This is a genomic window from Cupriavidus sp. GW823-FHT07A04 (assembly GCF_058794615.1).
This window is the reverse complement of sequence record NZ_JBXAHA010000019.1, coordinates 82,104-104,398: the sequence shown is the minus strand read 5'-3', so window position 1 is coordinate 104,398 and position 22,295 is coordinate 82,104. Positions and strand designations below refer to the sequence as shown.

23 protein-coding genes are annotated in these 22,295 nt (G+C 66.1%); 3 read left to right on the top strand and 20 right to left on the bottom strand.

Annotation, left to right across the window (positions count from 1 at the left end; all coding sequences use genetic code 11):
- Nucleotides 1-13 precede the first annotated feature (13 nt).
- Genes flgF through flgB form a run of 5 tightly spaced genes read right to left on the bottom strand, consistent with a single transcriptional unit; the run spans nucleotide 14 to nucleotide 3,617 of the window.
- The gene (gene flgF, locus AC1Q7Q_RS29490; protein WP_492371352.1) at nucleotides 14-757 is read right to left on the bottom strand and encodes a flagellar basal-body rod protein FlgF; all 744 of its coding nucleotides are present in this window, start codon (nucleotides 755-757) and stop codon (nucleotides 14-16) included.
- A gap of 50 nt (nucleotides 758-807) precedes the next feature.
- Nucleotides 808-2,049: a flagellar hook protein FlgE gene (gene flgE, locus AC1Q7Q_RS29485; RefSeq protein ID WP_492371351.1), complete on the bottom strand. Its 1,242-nt coding sequence runs from the start codon at nucleotides 2,047-2,049 to the stop codon at nucleotides 808-810.
- Between the two features lie 56 nt (nucleotides 2,050-2,105).
- Nucleotides 2,106-2,777, bottom strand: coding sequence for a flagellar hook assembly protein FlgD (locus tag AC1Q7Q_RS29480; protein WP_183033949.1), 672 nt, complete (start codon nucleotides 2,775-2,777; stop codon nucleotides 2,106-2,108).
- A 14-nt stretch (nucleotides 2,778-2,791) separates the two neighbouring features.
- On the bottom strand, nucleotides 2,792-3,199 hold the full coding sequence (gene flgC, locus AC1Q7Q_RS29475; RefSeq protein WP_006162655.1) for a flagellar basal body rod protein FlgC: 408 nt from the start codon (nucleotides 3,197-3,199) through the stop codon (nucleotides 2,792-2,794).
- A 7-nt stretch (nucleotides 3,200-3,206) separates the two neighbouring features.
- On the bottom strand, nucleotides 3,207-3,617 hold the full coding sequence (gene flgB / locus AC1Q7Q_RS29470) for a flagellar basal body rod protein FlgB (protein WP_416051536.1): 411 nt from the start codon (nucleotides 3,615-3,617) through the stop codon (nucleotides 3,207-3,209).
- A 222-nt stretch (nucleotides 3,618-3,839) separates the two neighbouring features.
- Here flgB and flgA point away from each other — a divergent pair, with 222 nt between their 5' ends.
- From flgA to AC1Q7Q_RS29455, 3 genes are all read left to right on the top strand, one after another.
- Nucleotides 3,840-4,559, top strand: coding sequence for a flagellar basal body P-ring formation chaperone FlgA (gene flgA, locus AC1Q7Q_RS29465; protein ID WP_492371350.1), 720 nt, complete (start codon nucleotides 3,840-3,842; stop codon nucleotides 4,557-4,559).
- 167 nt (nucleotides 4,560-4,726) lie between these two features.
- The gene (flgM, locus tag AC1Q7Q_RS29460; RefSeq protein WP_183033945.1) at nucleotides 4,727-5,032 is read left to right on the top strand and encodes a flagellar biosynthesis anti-sigma factor FlgM; all 306 of its coding nucleotides are present in this window, start codon (nucleotides 4,727-4,729) and stop codon (nucleotides 5,030-5,032) included.
- 54 nt (nucleotides 5,033-5,086) lie between these two features.
- Nucleotides 5,087-5,545, top strand: a complete 459-nt coding sequence (locus AC1Q7Q_RS29455) for a flagella synthesis protein FlgN (RefSeq protein ID WP_492371349.1) — start codon at nucleotides 5,087-5,089, stop codon at nucleotides 5,543-5,545.
- A gap of 192 nt (nucleotides 5,546-5,737) precedes the next feature.
- On the opposite strand, the gene AC1Q7Q_RS29450 is transcribed toward AC1Q7Q_RS29455, so the two are convergent.
- The 15 genes from AC1Q7Q_RS29450 to motA all read right to left on the bottom strand — a co-directional run bounded on the left by AC1Q7Q_RS29450 (nucleotide 5,738) and on the right by motA (nucleotide 22,058).
- Nucleotides 5,738-6,169, bottom strand: coding sequence for a flagellar protein FlhE (locus AC1Q7Q_RS29450; protein ID WP_492371348.1), 432 nt, complete (start codon nucleotides 6,167-6,169; stop codon nucleotides 5,738-5,740).
- Nucleotides 6,166-6,882, bottom strand: coding sequence for an RNA polymerase sigma factor FliA (locus tag AC1Q7Q_RS29445; RefSeq protein WP_006162649.1), 717 nt, complete (start codon nucleotides 6,880-6,882; stop codon nucleotides 6,166-6,168). The genes AC1Q7Q_RS29450 and AC1Q7Q_RS29445 overlap by 4 nt, the downstream gene beginning before the upstream one ends.
- A gap of 40 nt (nucleotides 6,883-6,922) precedes the next feature.
- On the bottom strand, nucleotides 6,923-7,741 hold the full coding sequence (locus tag AC1Q7Q_RS29440; RefSeq protein WP_492371347.1) for a MinD/ParA family ATP-binding protein: 819 nt from the start codon (nucleotides 7,739-7,741) through the stop codon (nucleotides 6,923-6,925).
- 3 nt (nucleotides 7,742-7,744) lie between these two features.
- Nucleotides 7,745-10,186, bottom strand: coding sequence for a flagellar biosynthesis GTPase FlhF (flhF, locus tag AC1Q7Q_RS29435; protein ID WP_492371346.1), 2,442 nt, complete (start codon nucleotides 10,184-10,186; stop codon nucleotides 7,745-7,747).
- A gap of 13 nt (nucleotides 10,187-10,199) precedes the next feature.
- Nucleotides 10,200-12,287 (bottom strand): flagellar biosynthesis protein FlhA, encoded by a 2,088-nt coding sequence (gene flhA, locus AC1Q7Q_RS29430; RefSeq protein ID WP_492371345.1) that lies wholly within the window; start codon nucleotides 12,285-12,287, stop codon nucleotides 10,200-10,202.
- On the bottom strand, nucleotides 12,284-13,426 hold the full coding sequence (gene flhB / locus AC1Q7Q_RS29425; protein WP_492371344.1) for a flagellar biosynthesis protein FlhB: 1,143 nt from the start codon (nucleotides 13,424-13,426) through the stop codon (nucleotides 12,284-12,286). The genes flhA and flhB overlap by 4 nt, the downstream gene beginning before the upstream one ends.
- 274 nt (nucleotides 13,427-13,700) lie before the next feature.
- Nucleotides 13,701-14,336, bottom strand: coding sequence for a protein phosphatase CheZ (gene cheZ, locus AC1Q7Q_RS29420; RefSeq protein ID WP_492371343.1), 636 nt, complete (start codon nucleotides 14,334-14,336; stop codon nucleotides 13,701-13,703).
- A 10-nt stretch (nucleotides 14,337-14,346) separates the two neighbouring features.
- The gene (cheY, locus tag AC1Q7Q_RS29415; protein WP_006162642.1) at nucleotides 14,347-14,742 is read right to left on the bottom strand and encodes a chemotaxis response regulator CheY; all 396 of its coding nucleotides are present in this window, start codon (nucleotides 14,740-14,742) and stop codon (nucleotides 14,347-14,349) included.
- Nucleotides 14,743-14,830: 88 nt separating this feature from the next.
- Nucleotides 14,831-15,907 (bottom strand): protein-glutamate methylesterase/protein-glutamine glutaminase, encoded by a 1,077-nt coding sequence (locus AC1Q7Q_RS29410; protein WP_492371342.1) that lies wholly within the window; start codon nucleotides 15,905-15,907, stop codon nucleotides 14,831-14,833.
- 23 nt (nucleotides 15,908-15,930) lie between these two features.
- Complete coding sequence (cheD, locus tag AC1Q7Q_RS29405; protein ID WP_492371341.1) at nucleotides 15,931-16,587, bottom strand: chemoreceptor glutamine deamidase CheD; 657 nt, start codon at nucleotides 16,585-16,587, stop codon at nucleotides 15,931-15,933.
- Entirely contained in the window at nucleotides 16,587-17,489 is a 903-nt protein-coding gene (locus AC1Q7Q_RS29400) for a CheR family methyltransferase (protein ID WP_492371340.1), read from the bottom strand. The genes cheD and AC1Q7Q_RS29400 overlap by 1 nt, the downstream gene beginning before the upstream one ends.
- A 70-nt stretch (nucleotides 17,490-17,559) precedes the next feature.
- A complete protein-coding gene (cheW, locus tag AC1Q7Q_RS29395; protein ID WP_006162638.1) occupies nucleotides 17,560-18,054 on the bottom strand; it encodes a chemotaxis protein CheW in 495 nt (164 codons plus the stop codon).
- 21 nt (nucleotides 18,055-18,075) lie between these two features.
- Nucleotides 18,076-20,094, bottom strand: coding sequence for a chemotaxis protein CheA (gene cheA / locus AC1Q7Q_RS29390; RefSeq protein ID WP_492371339.1), 2,019 nt, complete (start codon nucleotides 20,092-20,094; stop codon nucleotides 18,076-18,078).
- 59 nt (nucleotides 20,095-20,153) lie between these two features.
- Nucleotides 20,154-21,176 carry a flagellar motor protein MotB gene (motB, locus tag AC1Q7Q_RS29385; protein WP_492371338.1) on the bottom strand — a complete coding sequence of 341 codons (1,023 nt, stop codon included), beginning with the start codon at nucleotides 21,174-21,176 and terminating at the stop codon, nucleotides 20,154-20,156.
- Nucleotides 21,177-21,194: 18 nt separating this feature from the next.
- On the bottom strand, nucleotides 21,195-22,058 hold the full coding sequence (gene motA / locus AC1Q7Q_RS29380; RefSeq protein ID WP_253930423.1) for a flagellar motor stator protein MotA: 864 nt from the start codon (nucleotides 22,056-22,058) through the stop codon (nucleotides 21,195-21,197).
- Nucleotides 22,059-22,295: the final 237 nt, after the last annotated feature.

The window sequence follows — 22,295 nt, the reverse complement described above, 5'->3', positions numbered from 1 at the left end:
ATCAATTCAAAGTTCAGTTATTCGAGAGCAGTTGATTAGCGCGCTGATCGTTGGTGTCAGCGCCCTGGATCATCTTCATCTGCATCTCGAAGCGGCGGGCGTTGGCGATCATGTCGACCATCGCCTCGACCGGGTTGACGTTGCTGCCTTCGATCGCGCCGGAAATCACGCGGATGTTGGCGTCAACCTGCAGCGGCTGCGCGCCGGGGCGCAGCCGGAACAGGCCATCGTCGCCTCGGGCGATCGAATCGGGCGGTGGATTCACCAGCCGCAGCTTGCCCACCTGGGCCAGGCCCGCGGAGGTCTCGCCAGGGCCGCGCGCGGTAATCGTGCCATCGCTGCCGATGGTGACCTGCGCGCCAGGCGGCACCGCGATCGGGCCGCCATCGCCCATCACCTGCAGGCCGGTGCTGGTAACCAGTTGCCCGTCCGCCGACACCTGCAGCGAACCGGCGCGGGTGTAGGCTTCCGTGCCGTCCGGTGCCTGCACCGTCAGCCAGCCGTTGCCCTGCAGCGCCACGTCCAGCGGGCGCTCCGTGTAGGTCAGCGGGCCGGCCTTGAAGTCGGCGCCAAGCGTGGACGCCAGCGTGAATGCGCGCGTTGGCGAGGCTTGCCCCACCACCGGCACCGCGCGGAACATGTTGACCTGCGCGCGGAAGCCCGGCGTGGAAGTATTGGCCAGGTTGTTGGACACCGCGGCCTGCTGGTCGAGCGTCTGCTTGGCCCCCGACAGGGCGGTATAGATCATGCGGTCCATGGCGTCCCTTTAGTTCCTGTCCGTGCGGCTCGTCTTGCCAACGCTGCGCATTACAGGTTGACCAGTGTCTGCATGACGGTGTCCTGCGCCTTGATGGTCTGCGCGTTGGCCTGGTAGTTGCGCTGCGCCACGATCAGGCTGACCAGCTGGCCGGACAGGTCCACGTTGGATGCCTCCACCGCATTGGACTTGAGCGTGCCAAGGCTGCCGCCGGCCGCGCCGACCACGGCCTGGCCCGATGCGCCGGTCGCGGACCACACATTGTTGCCCTCCGGCTTCAGGCCCTGCACGTTGCCAAAGCCGGCCATCACGACCTGGCCGAGCGACTGCGTCTGCTGGTTCGAGTAGCTGCCAAGGATGGTGCCATCCGGCTGGATCGCAAAGCCGAGCAGGCTGCCCGCGGTATAGCCGTTCTGCACAGGCGGCTTGGTGTCGTTGGCGCCGGCGAACTGCGTCGTGCCGGTCAGGTCCATCGCGATGGCCAGGGGTGCCGCACCGTTGGCAGCGGCGATGTTGATGGCGGTGGTAGCACCTGCGGCCGGCGACTGCAGCGTGCCCTTCGAGTCGAACTTGAGCGTGATCGGCGCGCCAACCACGTTGCCCGCCGCATCGGTCAGGTTCATCGTCCAGTCGGTGCCGCCGCCGCCCGCCGCCGGGAACGTGCCCGCGCCGGGCGTGCCCGTGGAGAAGTACGCGGTGAGCTGCTTGGCGTTGCCCAGCGAGTCATAGACGGTGACGCCGGAGCTGTAGTTGAACATGCTCGACGTCGGCAGTGCGGCCGGGGTGCTGGCGAACGGCGTGGTCGGTACGGTGCTGCCGGAGTTCAGGTTGAAGGAGATGCCGAGGGTGGTGGTCGCCTTGGCGGCCATCGTGGTGTTCGGCACCACCAGCGGCTGCGGCTGCACAGCGCCGCCGCCCACCGTGCCAGCCGGGTAGCCAGTCAGTTTCAGGCCTTGCGCGTTGGTGATGCTACCGTCCTGCTGGCGCTGGAACTGGCCGTTGCGCGAGTAGAAGACCGAGCCCGAGGAATCGGTCAGGCGGAAGAAACCATTGCCATTGGTGATGGCCACATCGAGCGCATTGCCGCTCGACTCGATATTGCCCTGGTTGAACGACTGCACCACCGAATTCACGGTCGTGCCCAAGCCAATCTTGGTGCCGGCGTACACGTCGGCGAACTGCGCGGTCGATTGCTTGTAGCCGACCGTGTTGGCGTTGGCGATGTTGTTGCCGATGACGTCCAGATTCGATGCGGCGGCATTGATGCCGCTTACCCCTTGACCGAAACCCATGATTTTCTCCTAGTTACCTGACATCCTGCCGGCGCGTCTCGCGCGTGGCCACGTGATTAAAGAATGCGGCGAACACCGTCGACCGGCGCAGTGCGGCCGCCGCCGATGTCGACCAGCACGCCCGTGGAGTCGCCACTGATGCTGTTGACCTTGCCGTAGACCAGCGCGACCGGCGCGACATCCTTGCCGTTGGCGGTAGCGGTGACCTTGAAGCTGTAGTCGCCATCGGCAACGGCGACGCCTGCATCGTTCTTGCCGTCCCAGGCGATGTCGTGCACGCCGGCGGTCTGGCCGTTCATGTTGATGTTGCGCACCACGTTGCCGTTCGCGTCGACCACCTGGACCGTGACCGCATCGGCGGTGGACGGCAGGTCCACACCGATCTGGCCCGGCACGCCGCTGGCCACCGTGGTGGCATTGCCCGGCACCATCACGGTGTGGCCAATCAGCGCTGCCGAATCCATCGCGCGGCTCGCGCTGACTTGCGACAGCAGCGAGTTCAGCGTGGTGTTCAAGGTCTGCATGCCGCTCACCTGGCTGATCTGCGCGAGCTGCGAGGTCAGCTGCGAGTTGTCCATCGGGTTGAGCGGATCCTGGTTGTTCATCTGCGTGACCAGCATCGTCAGGAAGTTGTTCTGCAGGTCGGCGGCGGATGCGCTGCCGCTTTGCAGGGTATTGGCGATGCCGGCGGCGCTGGTGCTGCTGCCTGTGGAGGAGGTCGTGGTCATTGCGTATCCCGGTTTTACTGACCGATGGTCAGTGTCTTGAGCATCATGTTCTTGGCGGTGTTGAGGACTTCCACGTTGGCCTGGTAGGAACGCGAGGCCGAGATCATGTTGACCATCTCCTCCACCGGGTTAACGTTTGGCATCGTGACGTAGCCGTCGGCATTGGCCAGCGGATGCGTGGGGTTGTGCACCATGCGCGGGGGCGACGGATCTTCCATCACGCCCTCCACCTGCACGCCGCCCACGTCGTTCTGGCCTGGTGTGGCGGCAAGGCCGAACACCACTTGCTTGGCGCGGTAGGGCTGGCCGTTGGGGCCGACCGCACTGTCGGCATTGGCCAGGTTGGACGCGGTCACGTTCATGCGCTGCGACTGCGCAGCCATGGCCGAGCCGGCGACTTCGAAGATGTTCATTGCGGGCATGGCGTGCTCACTGCTGGATGGCCGACAGCATGGTCTTGATCTTGGCGCTCATCACGGTCAGCCCGGACTCGAAGTGCACCGCGTTGTCGGCAAAGGCGACGCGCTCGGTGTCCATCTCGACGGTATTGCCATCGATGCTCGACTGCATCGGGATGCGGTAGTCGAGTTGCATCTTGTCGGCGAACGCAGACGTCACGCCCGGCAAGTGGCGCACCGAGGTGGTGGACAGCGACACGCCTTCGGCTTGCTTTCCGCGCTCGACGCTTTGCGCCAGCGTGCTGGAGAAATCGAAGTCGCGCGCCTTGTAGCCAGGTGTGTCGGCATGGGCGATATTGGAGGCAATCACCGATTGCCGCTGGGTCCGCAAGCTCAGCGCTTCTTGTTGGAAGCGCAACGCCGCATCGAGTCTGTCAATCATGTCTGTGTCTCGCTGGAGGGGGAGAGCAACGAAGGTCGACCTTCTTCAGGTGTGCCATCTTAGGGGCGGCCCCGTCATGCCAATCGCACGAATAGGGCAAAGAAAACCGCGCATTTCGACTCGAGCAAGAACGCGGGGCTGCCTACAATAGGACCCGTTGACACGCACGCAGCACCCGCTTTCGCGGTGCGGCCCGCGTCGTTTCCTTGCCTGGATGTACACATGACCCCTCGTTTCCGGGCCGCCGCGGCGCGCGCCCTGCTCTGCGTGCTGGCCGCCGGCGGCACGCTGCCCGGCAGCGCCGGCGCGGCGCCGCCCTCGCCGTTTCCCGAAGACCCGGTGCGCGCCGCGGTCGAACAATTCCTTGAGCGCCAGACTGCCGGCCTGCCCGGCAAGGCCACCATCCAGGTGGTACCGCCCTCGGGCGGGCGCGCGCCGGATTGCCCGCTGCCCGAGCCGTTCCTGCCGCCGGGCGCGTCCCCCTGGGGCCGGGTCTCGGTCGGCGTGCGCTGCGCCGGCGAACGTCCCTGGACCCGCTACGTGCAAGCGCGCGTGTCGGTGGTGGCCGACTACTATGTGGCCGGGCGCAACCTGATGCCCGGCGAGGCCATCGATGCAGCCGACATGGAAGTCCGCCAAGGCGACCTGGCGTCGCTGCCGCGCGCGGTGGTGACGGATCCCGCACAGGTGACCGGCGCGGTGGCGGCCAACCGCATCGCCGCGGGTTCGCCGATGCGGATGGATCTACTGAAGAAGGCCATTGCCGTACGCCAGGGCCAGAACGTGACGGTGCTGGTGGAAGGCGAGTCGTTCCAGCTCAGCAGCGAGGGCAAGGTCATGGCCGAGGCCGCGGTGGGCAACAACGTCCAGGTGCGGCTCAAGAGCGGTCAGGTGGTCAATGCGCTGGTGCGCAACGGCGACACGGTGGTGCTACAGCAATAGGGAATCGGGACGGCGACACCTGGAGTTGCGCATGCGTCTCATGGGCCGGCTCATGAGACAATAACGCGCGCTCCGCGGCCGGAAAAACGGCGCCGCGGCGTCGCAATTCGACCTAAAGTTTCGCCCTAAGCATCCGATAAGCCAAAGGTACCCAGCAAGGAATCATCGTGAAGATCAATCAGACCACCTCGTCGAGGCCGAGCGACGCCATCGACGGCGCCGTGCGCAGCGTGGCCGGCGCCCCCGGATCGACGGCTGCCCCGGAGACGTCCAGCGTGCGCGTCAGCAGCCCCCTGTCGGCCCAGGTGCGCGAGATCGGCGCGCGCATGGTGGAAGACCATGACGACGATATCGACACCGCCAAGGTCGAAGAGATCCGCCAGGCGATCTCCGAAGGCCGCATCAAGATCGACCCAAGCAAGATCGCCGACGGGCTGCTCGCGTCCCTGCGCGAACTCAGCGGCGGCGCCTGACACCGCGGCTTGCCACGGGCCGCATCGCCAACCCCACCCTAAGATAGGCAAGCCATGAGCCAGTCCCTGATCCAGAACCTGCACCGCGAAACCGAGCTCGCGCAGGAGTTCGCCACCGTACTAGGCGAAGAAAGAAGCCTGATCAAGGCCGGCGATTACCAGGCCCTTGCCGGGCTGCTGGAACGCAAGGTCGAACTGGCCGGATTGCTGGGCGCCCTGACGCGCACGCGCGAGGCGCAGATGGGTGCCATGGGAATTCGCACCGGCGCGGGCGGCCAGCTGTTCGGGCGCCAGATCGATTCGTCGGTGGAGGCCGCATGGCGGAGGCTGGTGTTTGCGGCACGCACGGCAAGCCACGCCAATGCGCTGAATGCCGCGGTTGTGGATGCGCATCTCGAGTTCACCGAGGAAGCGATCCTGGCGTTGCGGCAACGGGGTGACAACACGACGCTCTATGGGCGCGACGGGCGCACGCAGAACGGGCCGCAAGGGGTCAGTCTGGCGACTGGTTGAATTGGGTATTGGTTGAGCTGGGTGGTTTGTGGCATCTCGTTCTTGCGAGTGCCCGCCCTCTCCCCCGGCCCCTCTCCCACAAGTGGGAGAGGGGAGCAAACCAGCGGGAACAGAAGACGATTCGATGTAGCCGTGATTGCCGCCCCGCAGCGGTAGTGGGACTGCAGTTGCGGTTAGGCTACCCTGCCCCCCTCACCGAAACCCAACCGTCACCTCGTTAGCCTGCCCGATCAAAACCGGCGTCAACGCGCCCTTCCCCGGCACCTGAAAGGCAAACACAAAGCCCTTGGCAGCGTCATCCCCGCTAAACGCCTCGGTCAGCCCCTCAGCCCCCGAAAGCAATACACACCGTTGCGCATTGCATAGGTAAGCCTGCAGTGCATTCGGCGGCGTACGCGAGAAGCTATAGCGCCACCGCACCGTCGTGATTGCGCCCTGCGCCTGCGGCAAATAGCCGGTCGGTGAAATCGGGACGGAAACGGTGCGCAAGCCTTTGCTGTACAGCGCAGGCCCGTTCACCGAAGCCGACCAGCTATGCAGCGCCTGCCCGCCAGGCGCGGCCAGTGCCGGGCAGCACGCCACGGCTAGCGCCAACGCAGCGAAGTGCTTGGGCCCGTTGCTCACAGCAGCCCGCGCAACTGCGAACGCAGCCGTGTAATCGCCTGGCTGCGGATCTGGCACACGCGCGACTCGGTGACTTCCAGCACCGCGCCGATTTCCCGCAGGTTCAGCTCCTGGTCATAGCACAGCGACAGCACCAGCTTCTCCCGCTCGGGCAGGCGCTCGATGGCGCGGATCAGCGCTTCGCGCATGCCACTCTCCATCAGCACCGTGAGGGGGTTGCCGTCATCGCTCACGCTCAGGTGCCGGTCCAGGAAGTCCTCTTCGCCGGAGCGCTCGAAGTCTTCATAGTGCAGCAACTGGCAGCCATAGACCTCGTTGAGCAGCGTCTGGTATTCGTCGAGCGGCAGCTCCAGTTCCTGCGCCACTTCGGAATCGAGCGGCGCACGGCCCAGCGTTTGCTCCAGGCCACGCACGGTGCGCTCGATCCGCCGCGTGAACTGGCGCAGGCTGCGCGACTGCCAGTCGTTGGCGCGCACCTCGTCGAGCATGGCGCCGCGAATGCGCTGGCTGGCGTAGGTCTCGAAACGCGCACCGTGGGTGTCTTCATAGCGCTTGGCGGCGTCGAGCAGGCCGATCATGCCGGCCTGGATCAAGTCATCGAGCTGCACGCTGGCAGGCAGCTTGGCCGCCAGTTGCAAGGCGATGCGACGCACCAGCGACGCATGCGCCGTCACGGTATCAGTCTGTTCGAGCTTTCCCTGAATCGTATACATGGTGGAATTCTCGTGAGTCCTAGCTTGCAGGTCCCGGCCCTTAAGCCAGGGCCGTGGCCGTCGGCGCCATCGGTGCCGACAGGGTTGAACGGGGATCGGCGGACATTGGCCAGCTGGCAATGCCCGTGGCAATTCGGCGTAATGCGGCGGTGGCGGGCGCGGCCGGGAAGGCCTCGACCACGCAACGGCCCAATGCGGTACTGCGCTCAACCAGCGGATCGTGCGGCAGGCTGCCCGCGGGGCTGGCCTCGACGCCAAGGTACTGGCTGGCGGTACGGGCCAGGTTGCCCAGCACCGCACTGGCGGCGGCGTCCCCGGCGGCGGCATTGATCACCAGGTGGAAACGCCGGCAGGCGTACAGGTGATTGAGCTGCTTGATGCAGGCGTATGCGGCTTTGATCGAGGCCGGCTCCGCGCGCAGCACCACGATGAGGTTGTGCGCCGCGCCTGCCATTTGCGACAAGCCGCCATCCGCATCGCTGCGGGCGTCGCTGAGCACGGTGCGAAACGACTTGAGCAGCTGCAGGTCGCCATTGGCCTGGGGGCTGCCCGGCAGCACGGCGATGGTGCCGGCGGGACGCTTGCCGAGCGCAGCGTCGAGCGTCACCGCGCCACCCAGCACCGCGGCCAGGGTGCCTTCCGGCATGGCGCCGGCAAGCCGGGTGGCGCGGGCGCCGAAGCGGTCCTCATCGACGAGCAGTACACGTTCGCCTTGCAGGGCAAGAGCGTTGGCCAACCCCAGTGCCACCGTGGTGGCGCCGGCACCGGCATCGCTTGCGACCACGGCAATGCGGCGCGTGGCGCGTGGCGCCAGCATGCGCCGCAGGCTTTCCGCCTGGTCGGATGCGAGTGAATTCACGGCTTATTCTCCCTGCGCCAGTGTCTCGAACACGCGGCTTCCGCTCATGCGCGCCTCGAGCTGGCCCCCGGCGCCGCCCAGTTGGAACGTCTCCGGCGGCGCTTCCTGAACGGCGGACTGCGTGGCGCGGCCGCTGCGGGCGGGATAGTTTTCCAGCACGTCGAGCAAGGCCAGCAAACGGCCGATGCCTTCGACCAGTACCGCTGCGCCGCAAGCCTGGCGAGCCGGCGCGCGGCCGGTCAGCCGCGCCAGGAATGCAGTGACCGAATCATCGCAGGCCTGCTCGAGGCGCAGCGCGGCCACGCCCATCTGCAGCGCGAGCAAGCGGGCGCAGGCCTGCGCTTCGGCCTGTGCGGGTTCATTGCCGCCGTCGCCTTGGCCCAGGTGGTCCAGCGCATGGCGCAGCGTGCGCAGTTGCGCTTCGCCGGCTTCGGCCCAGCGGGCCCAGCGGGCCAGTTGTGCGCCCTCGGCCGACAGCGCCGGGTCGCACAGCAGGTAATGCACGGCGAGCGTCTGGCCGTTCTCGCGGTCGACCACGCGCGACACCAGCAAGCCTGCCTCGGTACCGCCTTCGGCGGCAGAGCGGGCGCCGCGTGCCTGGCCTTCGAGCACGCGCACCGGGCTTTGCGCGATCCACTGCACAGCATCGCGGCCGCGATAATCCATGTCTTGCACGGCGTGGAAGGTCAGCGTCTCGGCCAACGCATCGAGCTTGACGGCACCGCCGCCGCTGGCCACGCGAGTGGTCTTGCGTGCGGTGGCCAGCCAGCGCTCGCCAGCTTGCTGCCAGCGTGCCAGCACGGGGGCGGCAGGCATGGCGTCGAGTACGTTGACCACGGTACGGGCGGCGGCGATGGCGGCGCACAGCGTGGCGGCATCGGCTTCCCATCCGCCCTGGCCGCCTTGCAGCGCCGGGCCGGTGCGGCCGGCGGGCGCGGCGGCGGCCGCCAGCGGCAGGCCGTCGCGGTCCGCCAGGAACAGCGTGTGTTGCCATGGGCGCGGCGCGCGCCGTCCCGCCACCGGCGCGGCCACCGTGGCACTCAGCGACAGCACGAAGCGGTCGCAATGGCGGGCGAGGTCGCGGCAGGCGGCCTCACGCACTTGCTGCGCCATCAGGCGCGGCGAGGGTGCGCTCTCATTGCGTTGCCGCCACAGCGAGCGGACCAGCTCAAAGCTATAGCTGCCAGCGTTCAGTTGCTCCACGCAATCGCCCACCGCGTTGGCGCTGTCGGTCAGCGAGCGCAGCATGCCGTCGGCGCCGCCGGGGCTGGCTGCGCGCGCGGCTTCGCTGTCGTCCTGCGCGGGCATGGCGCGGCGCGCGGCTTCCGCGTCGGCAAACACCGAGCCGCGGCGCGGCGTCTGGAAGGCACGCTCGACAAGGGCCGCGCCGTTGGCGAGTTCAAGGTGCTCGGGCACGCGCTGGCCGGTGGAGGCGTAGTACACCGGCAAGCGGTGGCGGATCACCACGTCGAGCACGGAGCCCAGGTGCGTGGCCTCATCCAGCTTGCTGACGATGCAGCCGTCGATGCCGCCGTCGGGCGTGGCATCGTGACGGTAAGCGTGGACGACTTCGTTGAGCGTGTCGCCGTGGCTGGCGCCGTTGAGCAGCAGGATGCGCTGCACCGGCGCCTGCACGCCGGCCAGCATGGCGATCTGCTCGGACAGGTTGCGGTCTCGCTGGCTCATGCCCACGGTGTCGATGATCACCAGGTGCTTCTCGGTCAGTGCCGCCAGCGCAAAGCGCAGGTCGGCCGCGTCCTTGACCGCGTGCACGGGCACACCAAGGATGTCGCCGTAGATGCGCAATTGCTCGTGCGCGCCAATCCGGAACGTGTCGGTGGTCAGGAGCGCCAGGCGTTCCGGGCCGTGCTTGAGCACGAAGCGCGCGGCCAGCTTGGCGGTGGTGGTGGTCTTGCCCACGCCGGTGGGGCCCACCAGCGCCAGCACGCCGCCCTGGGCAAAGAGCGCATCTTCGTCGTTCAGCACCGGCACCTTGCGCGCGAGCTCCTGGCGGATCCAGGTCATGGCGGCAGGCCGGTCATGGCCCAGCGGCAAGTGACCCAGCAGCGAACGGGCAAGCTGCCCGGAGAAGCCAGCGGTCACTAACCAGGTAAACAGCGAATCGCGCAACGGGTCGCCGCCGATCGACGGCAGGCTGTGCGTGCCCACGCCGGAGAACTGGCGCTCCATCATGGCGCGCATGGTCTGCAGCTCGCCGCGCAGGTCGCCAAGGGCACCGTCGACGGCGACCGCGGCAGCCGGCGGCGGCGTGAATACCGGCGCGTTGCTGGAGATGGCGCCGAGATCGGTGTCGCGCATCGCGACGATCTCCACACCCCCTTCGACGGTGCGGTTGGACAGCACCACGGCATCCGGCCCCATCGCCTCGCGCACCTGGCGCAAGGCCTCGCGGCCATTGGCCGCCACGAATTTAGCTACGCTCATTTTGCGAAACCCCTCACGCTGTGCCACCGATCATGGCGGTGATCCTGATATTTCGGTTGTCCGGCACCTCGGCATGCGAGAGCACCTTGAGTTGCGGCATGGTCCGGCGCAGGAAGCGCGCCAGCAACGGGCGCAGCGGATGCGGCACCAGAAGCACCGGATCCAGTCCCAGCTGTTCTTGCCTGGTCACCGCGCCGTGCGTCTGCTGCAACAGCGCATCTGCCAGGCCCGGCTCGATGCCGCCGCCGTTAGTGAGCGCTTGCGAAAGCACGCGTTCCAAGCCAGCGTCAAGGCCGATGACCTGGAGGTCGGCGCCGTTGGGGAACCACTGCTGGGTGATGGCGCGGCCCAGCGCCATGCGCACCAGCGAGGTGAGTTCGTTGGGATCGCTGACCTTCGGCGCGTGCTCGGCCACCACGTCCAGCACGGTGCGCATGTCGCGGATCGGCACGCTTTCGTCCAGCAGGTTCTGCAGGATCTTTTGCAGCGCGGTGAGCGTGATGACCTTGGGAACCAGGTCTTCGGTGAGCTTGGGAGATTCCTTGGCGATGCGGTCGAGCAGCGCCTGCACTTCCTGGCGGCCAAGCAGCTCGGCCGCGTGCATGTGGATCAGGTGGTTGAGGTGAGTCGCCACTACCGTGCTTGCGTCCACCACGGTGTAGCCGTAGGTCTGCGCCTGCTCCTTGAGGCCGCTCTCGATCCACACCGCGGGCAGGCCGAAGGCCGGGTCCTGGCTGGGCGTGCCCGGCAGCGCGCCGGACACCTGGCCGGGGTTGATCGCCATCCACTGCCCGGGCGCGGCTTCGCCGCGGCCGATCTCCACGCCCTTGAGGGTGATGCGGTAGGCGTTGGGCTTGAGTTCCAGGTTGTCGCGGATATGCACCACCGGCACCAGGAAGCCGATCTCCTGCGCCACCTTCTTGCGGATGCTCTTGATGCGCCCGAGGAGCTCGCCGTTCTGCGCGCGGTCCACCAGCGGGATCAGGCGATAGCCCACTTCCATGCCGAGCGGATCAACCAGGGTGACATCGTCCCAGCTGGCTTCGGTCGATTCCGGCGCCACCGCGGGGGCGCGTTCCTCGCGCTTCTTTTCCTGCGCCTGCGCCATGTCGCGGCGTGCCACATAGCGGCCGAACCACACCAGCGCCCCGGCAAAGGCCAGGAAGGCGAAGTGCGGCATGCCCGGGATGATGCCCATCATGCCAATGATGGCGCCGGTCAGGTAGAGCACGCGCGGATTGGAGAACAGCTGTCCGGTCAGCTGCTGGCCCACGTCCTGCTCGTTGGAGACGCGCGAGACGATCACACCCGCGGCGGTGGAAATCACCAGCGCCGGGATCTGCGCGACCAGGCCATCGCCAATGGTCAGCAGCGTGTAGTTGCGCACCGCGGTGGCAAAGTCCAGGTCATGCTGCACCATGCCCACCACCATGCCAGCGCCGACGTTGATGAACATGATCATCAGGCCCGCCACGGCATCGCCGCGCACGAACTTGCTGGCACCATCCATCGCGCCGTAGAAGTCCGATTCCTGCGAGACCTCGGCGCGGCGCTTCTTGGCGCCGTCTTCATTGATCAGGCCAGCGTTGAGGTCGGCGTCGATCGCCATCTGCTTGCCGGGCATGGCGTCGAGCATGAAGCGCGCGCCAACTTCGGCGATACGCCCCGCGCCCTTGGTGATGACCATGAAGTTGATCACCACCAGGATCGCGAACACCACGATGCCCACTGCAAAGTTGCCGCCCACCAGGAAGTGGCCGAAGGCCTCGATCACCTTGCCCGCGGCATCCGGCCCGGTGTGCCCTTCCATCAGCACGACCCGGGTCGAGGCCACGTTGAGCGACAGGCGCAGCAGCGTGGTGAACAGCAGCACCGCCGGGAAGGCTGCGAAGTCCAGCGCCTTCTGGGTGTACATGCCCACCAGCAGCACCATGATCGACAGGGCGATGTTGAACGTGAACAGCAGATCCAGGACAAAGGGCGGCAGCGGCAGGATCATCATGCCGAGGATCATGATGATCAGCAGCGGGCCGGCCAGGGCCTTCATCTGCCCGCCTGTCTGGCCCCCCGGCAGTTTGAACAGCGAGGTCAATGCGTTCATGCTTGGCTTTCCGGTACGGCTAACTCGTCAGGCACCAGCAGATCGGAGGGTGCCGCCGGATGCGGGCCGCTGCTGTGGTGCCAGTGCTTCAGTTGATAGACCCAGGCCAGGACTTCGGCCACGGAGGTGTACAGGCCGGCAGGGATTTCCCTGCCCAGCTCTACGTGACGATGCAGCGCGCGCGCCAGCGGCGGCGCGCACAGCAACGGCACGCCGTTCTCGACGGCAATCTCGCGAATGCGCGCGGCAATCGCGTCACTGCCCTTGGCGACCACACGCGGCGCGCTCATGCGGCCTTCTTCGTAGCGCAGCGCCACGGCGAAGTGGGTGGGGTTGGTTACCACCACATCCGCCTTCGGCACTTCGGACATCATGCGGCGCTTGGCCATGGCACGCTGCTGCTGGCGGATGCGCGCCTTGATGTGCGGGTCGCCATCGCTGTCCTTGTGCTCCTGCTTGACCTCTTCCTTGGTCATGCGCAGCTTCTTGTAGAAGGTCCAGTACTGCCAGGGCACGTCGAGCGCGGCCACCAGCACCAGCGAACCCGCCACCATCGCGGTGCAACTCAGCACCATCTCCAGCATGTGCAGCAGCGCTTCGTGGATCGGCGCGCTCATCAGCGCGATGGCCTCGGGCAGCCGCCGCCACAGCACCCAGCCGGCCACGCTGCCAACCAGCAGCGCCTTGGCAATGGCCTTGGTCAGCTCCACCAGCGACTGCGAGGAGAACAACCGGCCCAGCCCCTTGAGTGGCGAGAGGCGGGAGAAATCCGGGGCGAAAGACTTGGCGGAGAACATCCAGCCGCCCAGCAGCATGGGGCCGGCCAGCGCTGCCGCGCCAAAGAACAGCAGCAGCGGCAGGAAGGCCAGCAGGCCCTCCCAGACCGCGATACCAAAGCGCGACATCATGCGCGTCGTGTCGAAGGCAATCGCCGGCTCGAAGGCCAGGCTGGCATGCAGCACGGCATCGAGCTTGTTGGCAAGCGTGCCGCCCAGCGTCGACAGGCCCACTACGCCGCTCATCAGCATGATCAGCGTGGCGAGCTCGCGCGAACGCACGACCTGCCCCTCTTCGCGCGCCTTTTCCAGGCGCCGCGCTGAGGCAGGTTCGGTTTTCTCGAGATCGCTTTCTTCGGACATGGCCGCTCCGTTACGAAGCGGCATGCGGCCGTTCGTCAGGATCGATTATCGGAGCGGAAACCGGTGGGCATTAGCTGGAATAGGACCGGGATTCTGGCGCTGTTTGCGCGATGGCGCCGCTTGGGCGGGGCGCGCGGCGCGCGAGGGAGGGCCGGCATGCGCGATGCGCAGCCCTCGCCTTGGCGGCGGGGGCGCTCCGGCAGCGCACCCCGGGGAAGGGGCGCACGCGGGACGGCGCGGCGCCGCTAGCAGCGCCGCGGTCCGTGCCTGGCGATCAGAAGCCCAGGCTGGCGAGCAGGTCGTCGACCTGTGACTGGTCGGAGACCACGTCGGCCTTGCCTTCGGGGTTCACCTGCGGCCCGTTCATCAACGTCGGCGGCGCTTCCACGCGGCGATCGGCCGGGACATTGTCGATCAGCACCTGCAGCAGTTCCTGCTCCAGGGAGTGGATCATGTCCATCATCTTCTTGATGACCTGGCCGGTCAGGTCCTGGAAATCCTGCGCCATCATGATGTCGAGCAGGTGACTGCCAGTGGCGCGGGCCTGCTGCGGCACATCCGTCAGGAAGGCGCGGGTATCGAGCACGAGCTCGCGCGCGTCGCCCAGCTCCACCGGCTTTTCGAACCAGGCTTCCCAGCGCTTGTCGAGCGCCTCGGCCTGTTTCTCCATGCCGGACTGGATCGGCTGCGCCAGCTCCACCGCGGTCAGCGTGCGCTCGGCAGCCTGCTCGGTCATGGAGGCGATATAGCTCAGGCGGTCACGCGCGTCGGGGATGGCCTGCGCGGCGCGCTCGATTTCCTTGTCGAGCCCCAATTCGCGCATGTTGTCGCGCAGCATCCGTGTCAGGGCGCCAATGCGCTGGAACAGCTGCTCGGCAGATTCGTTGCTTAGAGTCGGAGTCGTCGACATGTCGCCCACCTTATGCCCCTTCCTTCGCCAGCTTCTCGAAGATCTTGGTGATCTTCTCATCGAGCGTCGCAGCCGTGAACGGCTTGACCACATAGCCGTTCGCGCCGGCCTGTGCCGCAGCGATGATGTTTTCCTTCTTGGCCTCGGCCGTCACCATCAGTACCGGCAACTTGGCAAGCGCCCCTTCGGCGCGAATCGCCTGCAGCATGCTCAGGCCGTCCATGTTCGGCATGTTCCAGTCGGAAATGACGAACTGGAAGCTGCCGTCCTTGACTTTCTCCAGGCCCGCGGCGCCGTCTTCGGCTTCCTCGACGTTGGCAAAGCCCAGTTCCTTAAGCAGGTTGCGGATGATGCGACGCATGGTGGGGAAGTCATCGACCACCAGGATCTTCATGTTCTTGTCCACTCTAACGGCTCCAATACAGTTGTGGAAAGTTGCTGCAATACTTGCGCTGGCCCCGCCGGTATGCGGCCGGGCCGGCGCTTGTGCCCTGTCAAACTCGCTGCGCGCGTGTCCCGAAGGTGGCCAGGCGTGCCATCACGCGCTGGCTCATCGCGTGCAGCGGTACTACCTCATGCACCCCACCGGCGGCAATCGCCTCCTTGGGCATGCCGAATACAATGCAACTGCTCTCGTCCTGCGCCAGGTTATAAGCACCGGCCTCGCGCATGCGCAGCATGCCTTGCGCCCCGTCCTTGCCCATGCCCGTCAGCATCACGCCGATGGCGTTCTTGCCGGCATGCTTGGCCGCGGAGTCGAACAGCACTTCCACCGACGGCCGGTGGCGGTTGACCGCCGGCTCCTGCGACAGGTGGGCCACATAGTTGGCCCCGCTGCGCGCAAGCAGCAGGTGCGAGTCGCCTGGGGCGATATAGGCGTAGCCGGGCAGCACGCGCTCGCCGTGCTCCGCTTCCTTGACCGTGATCCGGCACAGGCCGTCCAGGCGCTGCGCGAACGAACGCGTGAAGCCCGCCGGCATATGCTGGACGATCAGCACGGCGGGGCAATCGGGCGGCATCGGCATCAGGAAGTCCTTGATTGCTTCGGTGCCGCCGGTGGACGCCCCGACGATAATCAGCTTTTCCGTGGACAGCAACGGGCTGCGCAGCATCGGGGTAGCCGGCGCTGCCCCTTCCCCGCTGGCGGGTGCGTTGCTGCGGATGCGTGCGCGCGACGCGGCACGGATCTTGTCGGCGATGGTGTCGGTGTAATCCATCAGGCCGTCGCGGATGCCGAGCTTGGGCTTGGTGACGAAATCCACCGCGCCGAGTTCCAGCGCGCGCATCGTGATTTCCGAGCCGCGCTCGGTCAGCGACGACACCATCAGCACCGGCATCGGGCGCAGGCGCATCAGCCGCTCAAGGAAATCCAGCCCGTCCATGCGCGGCATTTCCACGTCCAGCGTCAGTACATCCGGATTCAGGCGCTTGATCAGGTCGCGCGCCACCAGCGGATCGGGGGCGGTACCCACGACCTCCATATCGCTCTGGCTGTTGATGATCTCCGTCATCAGGCTGCGTATCAGCGCGGAGTCGTCCACGCACAATACCTTGATCTTGGCCGCAGTCATGTCTGGAAAAAGTCCTTGTCGTATCAGGAAACGGCAGCCGATGGCGCACGCCGTGAAAACAATTCCGCGCCGCCCTTTCCAGGCGTCGTCGCGGAGCTGGCGATGGCGCGTGCCAGCGCGCGTTCGTTACGCTCGACCACCACCTGGTCGTCCTGGCGCGTGAGCCGGCGCACCAGCGCCAGCCCGGTAAGCGGGAAATAGCTGACCCGGCGCGCATGCGGGCCGCGCAGGTCCTGCGCGGCCAGCCGGATCCCTTCGGTCTTCAGGTAACGGATCACGAACTCTGCATTGCGGTCGCCGATGTTGAGCGTGGTCATGTTGGCCAGCACCGCGCCGCCGCCAAACACCTTGGCTTCGAGCCGCTCGCGGCGCGCGCCCATCTTCAGCAGTTCGTTGACCAGCACCTCCAACGCGTAGCAGCCGTAGCGCATCGACGCGGACAGCAGCCGGTCGGCACCCACGCCATCGTCATCCGGCAGCATGAAGTGGTTCATGCCCCCTACCCCGGCCGTCTCATCGCGGATGCATGCCGCTACGCACGAGCCGAGCACCGTGGTCAGCACCACGTCTTCGCGGGTCACGTAGTACTCGTTAGGCAGCAGCTTGATGGCTTGCTTGCCGAATTCACGGTCAAAGTAGCTGCGGGTGGCGATTGCCTCCGGCAATTGGGGCGTGCGCATCACGATCCTCCCGGCCGGGCCGACTGCGGCGCCAGTTCATAGACAGTCTGCCCGCGCAGCTGGAAGGCGCGCGTCACGTAGGAGAAATTCTCGGAGTGGCCCGCGAACAGCAGCCCGTGCGGCTTGAGCAGCGGCACGAAGCGCTCCAGGATCTTGCCCTGCGTAGGCTTGTCGAAATAGATCATCACGTTGCGGCAGAAGATCGCGTCGAACTTCTCGCGAATCCCCCAGTCCGGCGCCAGCAGGTTGAGCGGCTCGAAACTGATGGTGCCCGCCAGTTCCGGCTTGACCTTGACCGCGCCGGCGCGCTGGCCGGTGCCCTTGAGGAAGAAGCGCTTGAGCCGCTCCGGCGAGAGCTTGTTCACCTGCTCAGCCGTATAGACACCGGAGCGGGCCTTGGCCAGCACCTGGGTATCGATATCGGTGGCCAGCACGGTGGCGGCGCGATCGCCGAGCGCTTCGGCCAGCGTGATGGCGATCGAGTAAGGTTCCTCGCCGGTGGACGCGGCCGAGCACCATACCGAGTAGGGCCGGCCGGTCTTCTTGGCATGCTCCGCCAGCAAGGGGAAGTGATGGGCTTCGCGGAAGAACGACGTCAGGTTGGTGGTGAGCGCGTTGGTAAAGAACTCCCACTCGTCCGAGCCGGCATCGGCGTCCAGCATCGCCAGGTAAGTGCCGAAATCGACCAGCTGCAGCGTGCGCAGCCGTCGCGCCAGCCGGCTGTACACCATCTCTCGCTTGTGGCTGCCAAGCGAGATGCCCGCGCGGCGATGAATCATCGCGCGGATCTTCTCGAAGTCCCGCTCGGTCAGCAGGAAGTCACGCGGCTCGTCGCGCCGCAGGGAAGCGGGCTGCGCTGATTGCGGGCCGGCGGCAAAGGCGGTTGGGCGAGGCTGCGTCATGTGTTGCGGGGCTTTTGGCCGTGGTCTTGCTGGGGCTTGCTTTGGTGAACTCAGGCGGATCCGCTCGGGATCAGGCGAGCTCGGCTTCGACCAGTTCCATTTCGGCACTGGTCATCAGCTTCTCGATGTCGATCAGGATCAGCATGCGGCCGTCGACAGTGCCAAGGCCGGTCAGGTGATCGTTGGAGACCGAGACGCCGAACTCCGGCGCCGGCTTGATGGCTTCGCCGGTCAGGGTCAGCACGTCCGATACGCCATCCACCACGATGCCAACCACGCGGCCAGCGATATTGAGGATGATGACCACGGTCTGGTGGTCGTAGCGCACGTTGCCCAAGCGGAACTTCAGGCGCAGGTCCACGATCGGCACGATCACGCCGCGCAGATTGGTCACGCCCTTGATGAAGTCAGGCGCATTCGCCAGGCGGGTCACCGCGTCGTAGCCGCGGATCTCCTGCACCTTGAGAATGTCGATGCCATACTCTTCGCTTCCCAGCGTGAAAACCAGGAACTCCTGCCCGGAAGCTTCGCTCCCGGGGGTATCGATGTGTCCGATGCCGGCCATGATGTCTTGTTCTCCTGAGCGTTAAGCAAGCGCCGGGTCTTGGCGGCGCACTCCGGTGCGCTGCAGCGCGCCGACGTCCACGATCAGTGCCACGCTGCCGTCGCCAAGGATGGTGGCAGCGGAAATGCAAGGCACCTTGCGGTAGTTGGTTTCGAGATTCTTCAGCACGACCTGGTGCTGGCCGATCAGTTGGTCCACCAGCAGCGCGAAGCGCTTGCCTTCGGCCTGCAGGATCACGGCGATGCCCTGGGTCGGCTCGTGCACGGCTTCGGCCACGTTGAACACGCGGTGCAGTTCCAGCAGCGGGAGGTATTCGCCGCGCACATGCATCACGCGGTCGTTGTTGGCGGCCGTGTGCACGTCTTCCGGCTTGGGCTGCAGCGACTCCATCACGCAGTTCAGCGGCAGGATGAAGGTCTCGGCGCCCACCTTGACGGACATGCCGTCCAGGATCGCCAGCGTCAGCGGCAGCACGATGCGGGTGGTCGTGCCCTGGCCGGGACGCGAGGTAACCTCGACGTGGCCGCCCATTTCCTGGATGTTCCGCTTGACCACGTCCATGCCCACGCCGCGGCCGGACAGGTCGGTCACCGCTTCGGCGGTGGAGAAGCCCGGCGCGAAGATCAGTTGCCAGACTTCATCGTCGCTGATGTTCTCCGACACCGGCAGGCCATTCTGCAGTGCCTTGGCGAGGATCTTGTCGCGGCGCAGGCCACCGCCGTCGTCGCTCACTTCAATGACGATGTTGCCGCCGTGGTGCTGGGCCGACAGGATCAGCTGCCCGGTGGGTTCCTTGCCTGCGGCAACGCGCAAGTCCGGTGTCTCGATGCCGTGGTCCAGGCTGTTGCGCACCAGGTGGGTCAGCGGGTCGATGATGCGTTCGATCAGGCTCTTGTCGAGCTCGGTGGCCTTGCCGAAAGTGACCAGGTCGATCTGCTTGCCCAGCTTGCCGGCCAGGTCGCGCACCAGGCGCGGGAAGCGCGAGAAGACGTAGTCCATCGGCATCATGCGGATCGACATCACCGCTTCCTGCAGGTCGCGCGCATTGCGCTCGAGCTGGCCCATGCCGGAGAACAAGCGGTCGAACAGCACCGGATCGAGCGCGGATGCGGTCTGCGCCAGCATCGACTGCGTGATGACCAGTTCGCCCACCAGGTTGATGATCTGGTCCACCTTTTCGGTGGGCACGCGGATGGAGCCGTTCTCCTGCGCGTGCGCGGCCGCGGCGGGCTGTGCCTTGGCTTTTTCCTTGGCGGGAGCGGACGCGGCCGGGGCTTGCGCCGGTGCGGCGGCGGCCGGCGCAGCTACCGGCTCGGCCGCTGCCGGCGCTGCGGCCGGAGCCGGCGCATCCGCCGCTTCCACGATGATCTGGTCGCCGTCGACGACGAAGCAGCACACCGCGATGATGTCATCGGCGCTGCACTGGCTCGACAGCCACACGGTGAGATCGCCGCCCTCTTCCTTCTGGCCAGTGATCTCGCCCAGGTTGGCGAGTTCCTCGCGCAACAGCGCCTGATCCGAGGGCGACACCTTGACCAGGGTCACCTTCAGGCCGCCGCCGGCGCTCGCAGGTGCCGCAGCTGCCACGGTTGCCGCCGCGGCGACAGGCGCCGGGGCGGGCGCCGCTGCCGGCGTGCCGCCCGCAGCCTCGAGCGCCAGTTGCTGAAGAACGGCGCAGATACGCGCCAGCGTTTCCGGATCGGGTTCCGTACCGTTACGGTAGGCGTTGAGCTGATCTTGCAACACGTCCTTGGTTTCCAGAAAAGTGTCGATGATGGTCCGGGACAACGCCAGTTCCCGCCGCCGCGTACGGTCAAGCAGGTTTTCCAGCAGGTGCGTGGTTTCGGTCAGGGCAGCGAAGCCGAACGTGGCCGCGCCACCCTTGATAGAGTGCGCCGCGCGAAAAATCGCGTTGAGCTCTTCCGCATCGGGGGATTCGAGATCCAGCCCGAGCAGCAGTTGCTCCATTTCCACGAGGAGCTCTTCCGCCTCCTCGAAAAAGGTCTGGTAGAACTGCGTGATATCGATATCGACAGACATAACCGTCCTGGCTCACTGAATTTTGCTGCGAAGCCCGCTGCCGGCATGGCAGGCGGTCTTCATTGAACACTGCCCGGCTTGGCCGGGGCCGCGGCGGCGTTGCCCGGCGCAGCCGCAGCCGGGGCGGCCGAAGCGGCCGGCGCGACTGCGGTTGCGGGGGCGGAGGCGGCCGCCAGGCCTGCCTGCACTTCCTGGCCGGCTTCACCGGCCTTTGCTGCGATCGAAACCTCGGCGGCGCTGGCATTCTCAGCCTCGATCCGAGACTGCGCGCGCTGGTTCAGCACCACGATGCTGATGCGGCGATTCACCGGCGCGAGATCGTCCTTCTTGTCGAGCGGCATGGTCGCGGCCAGGCCGATCACGCGCAGCACCTTGCCCTCGTTCATGCCGCCGGCAATCAGCTCGCGCCGGGAGGCATTGGAGCGGTCGGAGGACAGCTCCCAGTTGCTATATGTGCGCTCGCCATTGGAATAGTTGGCGGAGTCGGTATGGCCGGACAGGCTGACCTTGTTGGGCATCTCGTTGAGCACCGGGCCGATCTCGCGCAGGATGCTGCGCATATACGGCTCGACCGCGGCGCTGCCGGTACGGAACATCGGCCGGTTCTGCGTATCCAGGATCTGGATGCGCAAACCTTCGCTGGTGATATCGAGCAACAACTGGGGGCGGAACTGGCGCAGCACCGGGTTGTTCTCGATGATCTGCTCAAGACGTTTCTTGAGCGAGCGCAGGCGCTCGGCTTCCTGGCGTTCCTTGGCCTTTTCCGTGGCGTCTTCGGGCGTCTTCCTGACTTCCGCGTCCTGGCGGGTCACGTCCGTGCCGCCGCCCGGGATCACGCTGGAAGACAAGCTGCTCTTGTTGCCGCCCGCAATGGCCACTTTCAGCGGCGTGCGGAAATACTCTGCCAATTGCACCAGGTCCTTGGGCTGGGCAGCCTTCAGCAGCCAAAGCACAAGGAACAGCGCCATCATTGCCGTCATGAAGTCGGCGTAGGCGATCTTCCACGATCCGCCATGATGCCCGGCGCTGCTCTTCTTGATGCGTTTGACGACAATGGGGTGCGCACCGTGCTCACTGCTCATCGCTGTCGCTCCTCTTCGTCAGGTGATGCTCTTGACTTCGCGGACGTGGTCGTCCAGTTCGAGGAAGGATGGCCGCTCGGTCGAGTACAGCACCTTGCGGCCGAACTCGACCGCCACCAGAGGTGCATACCCATTGAGCGAAGCCAGCAGCGTGACCTTGATGCACTCGTACATCTTCACGGTTTCGTCCACCTGGTGCTCGACCCGCGCCGCCAGCGGCGAGACAAAGCCGTAGGCGAGCAAGATGCCGAGGAAGGTGCCGACCATGGCGTGGGCGATCAGCGCGCCCAGTTCGGCCGGCGGCAGGTCTGCCGAGGCCAGCGCGTGCACCACGCCCATCACCGCGGCGACAATGCCGAAGGCGGGCAATCCGTCGCCGACGCGGGTCAGCGCATGCGCTGGCACCTCGGCCTCGTGGCGGAAGGTCTCGATCTCGTGATCCATCAGGGTCTCGATCTCGAAGGCGTTCATATTGCCGTTGACCATCATGCGCAGGTAGTCCGTCAGGAACTCCATCATTCCCGGGTCGGCAAGGATGCGCGGATACTGGCTGAACACGCTGCTGGCCGCCGGATCCGCGATTTCCTTCTCGAGGAACAGGATGCCTTCGCGGCGGGCCTTGGACAGCAGGACATAGAGCAGCGCCATGACTTCCATGTACAGCGCCTTGCTGTACTTGCTGCTGCGAAACAGTGTCGGCAGCACGCGAATGGTGGCCTTGATAGCCTTGCCATTATTGGAGCTGATGAACGCGCCGACCGCGGCGCCCCCAATGATGACAAGCTCTGCCGGTTGATAAAGCGCGCCCATATGGCCGCCGGTCATGGCGTATCCGCCAAGCACCGCCGCTATCACGACAACAAAGCCAATTACAACTAGCACGATTGATTCCCCGTCAGAAAAACACGCGTCAGGCACGCACAAGGGTCACCCCTCCAGCCAGGCGGATATACCGCCTGCCTTGGCAGGGCTCACCTGTCACGCAGGCTGCCATCGGATCTGAGACCTTGGGACTATCGGGCCTTGAAGCCTTGGGTCCTGAAGTCTGTCCGTCTTAAGACTTAACGACTGAAGACGGCAAGACTTGAAGACTTAGTGCCCTATCGACCCAAGGATTTC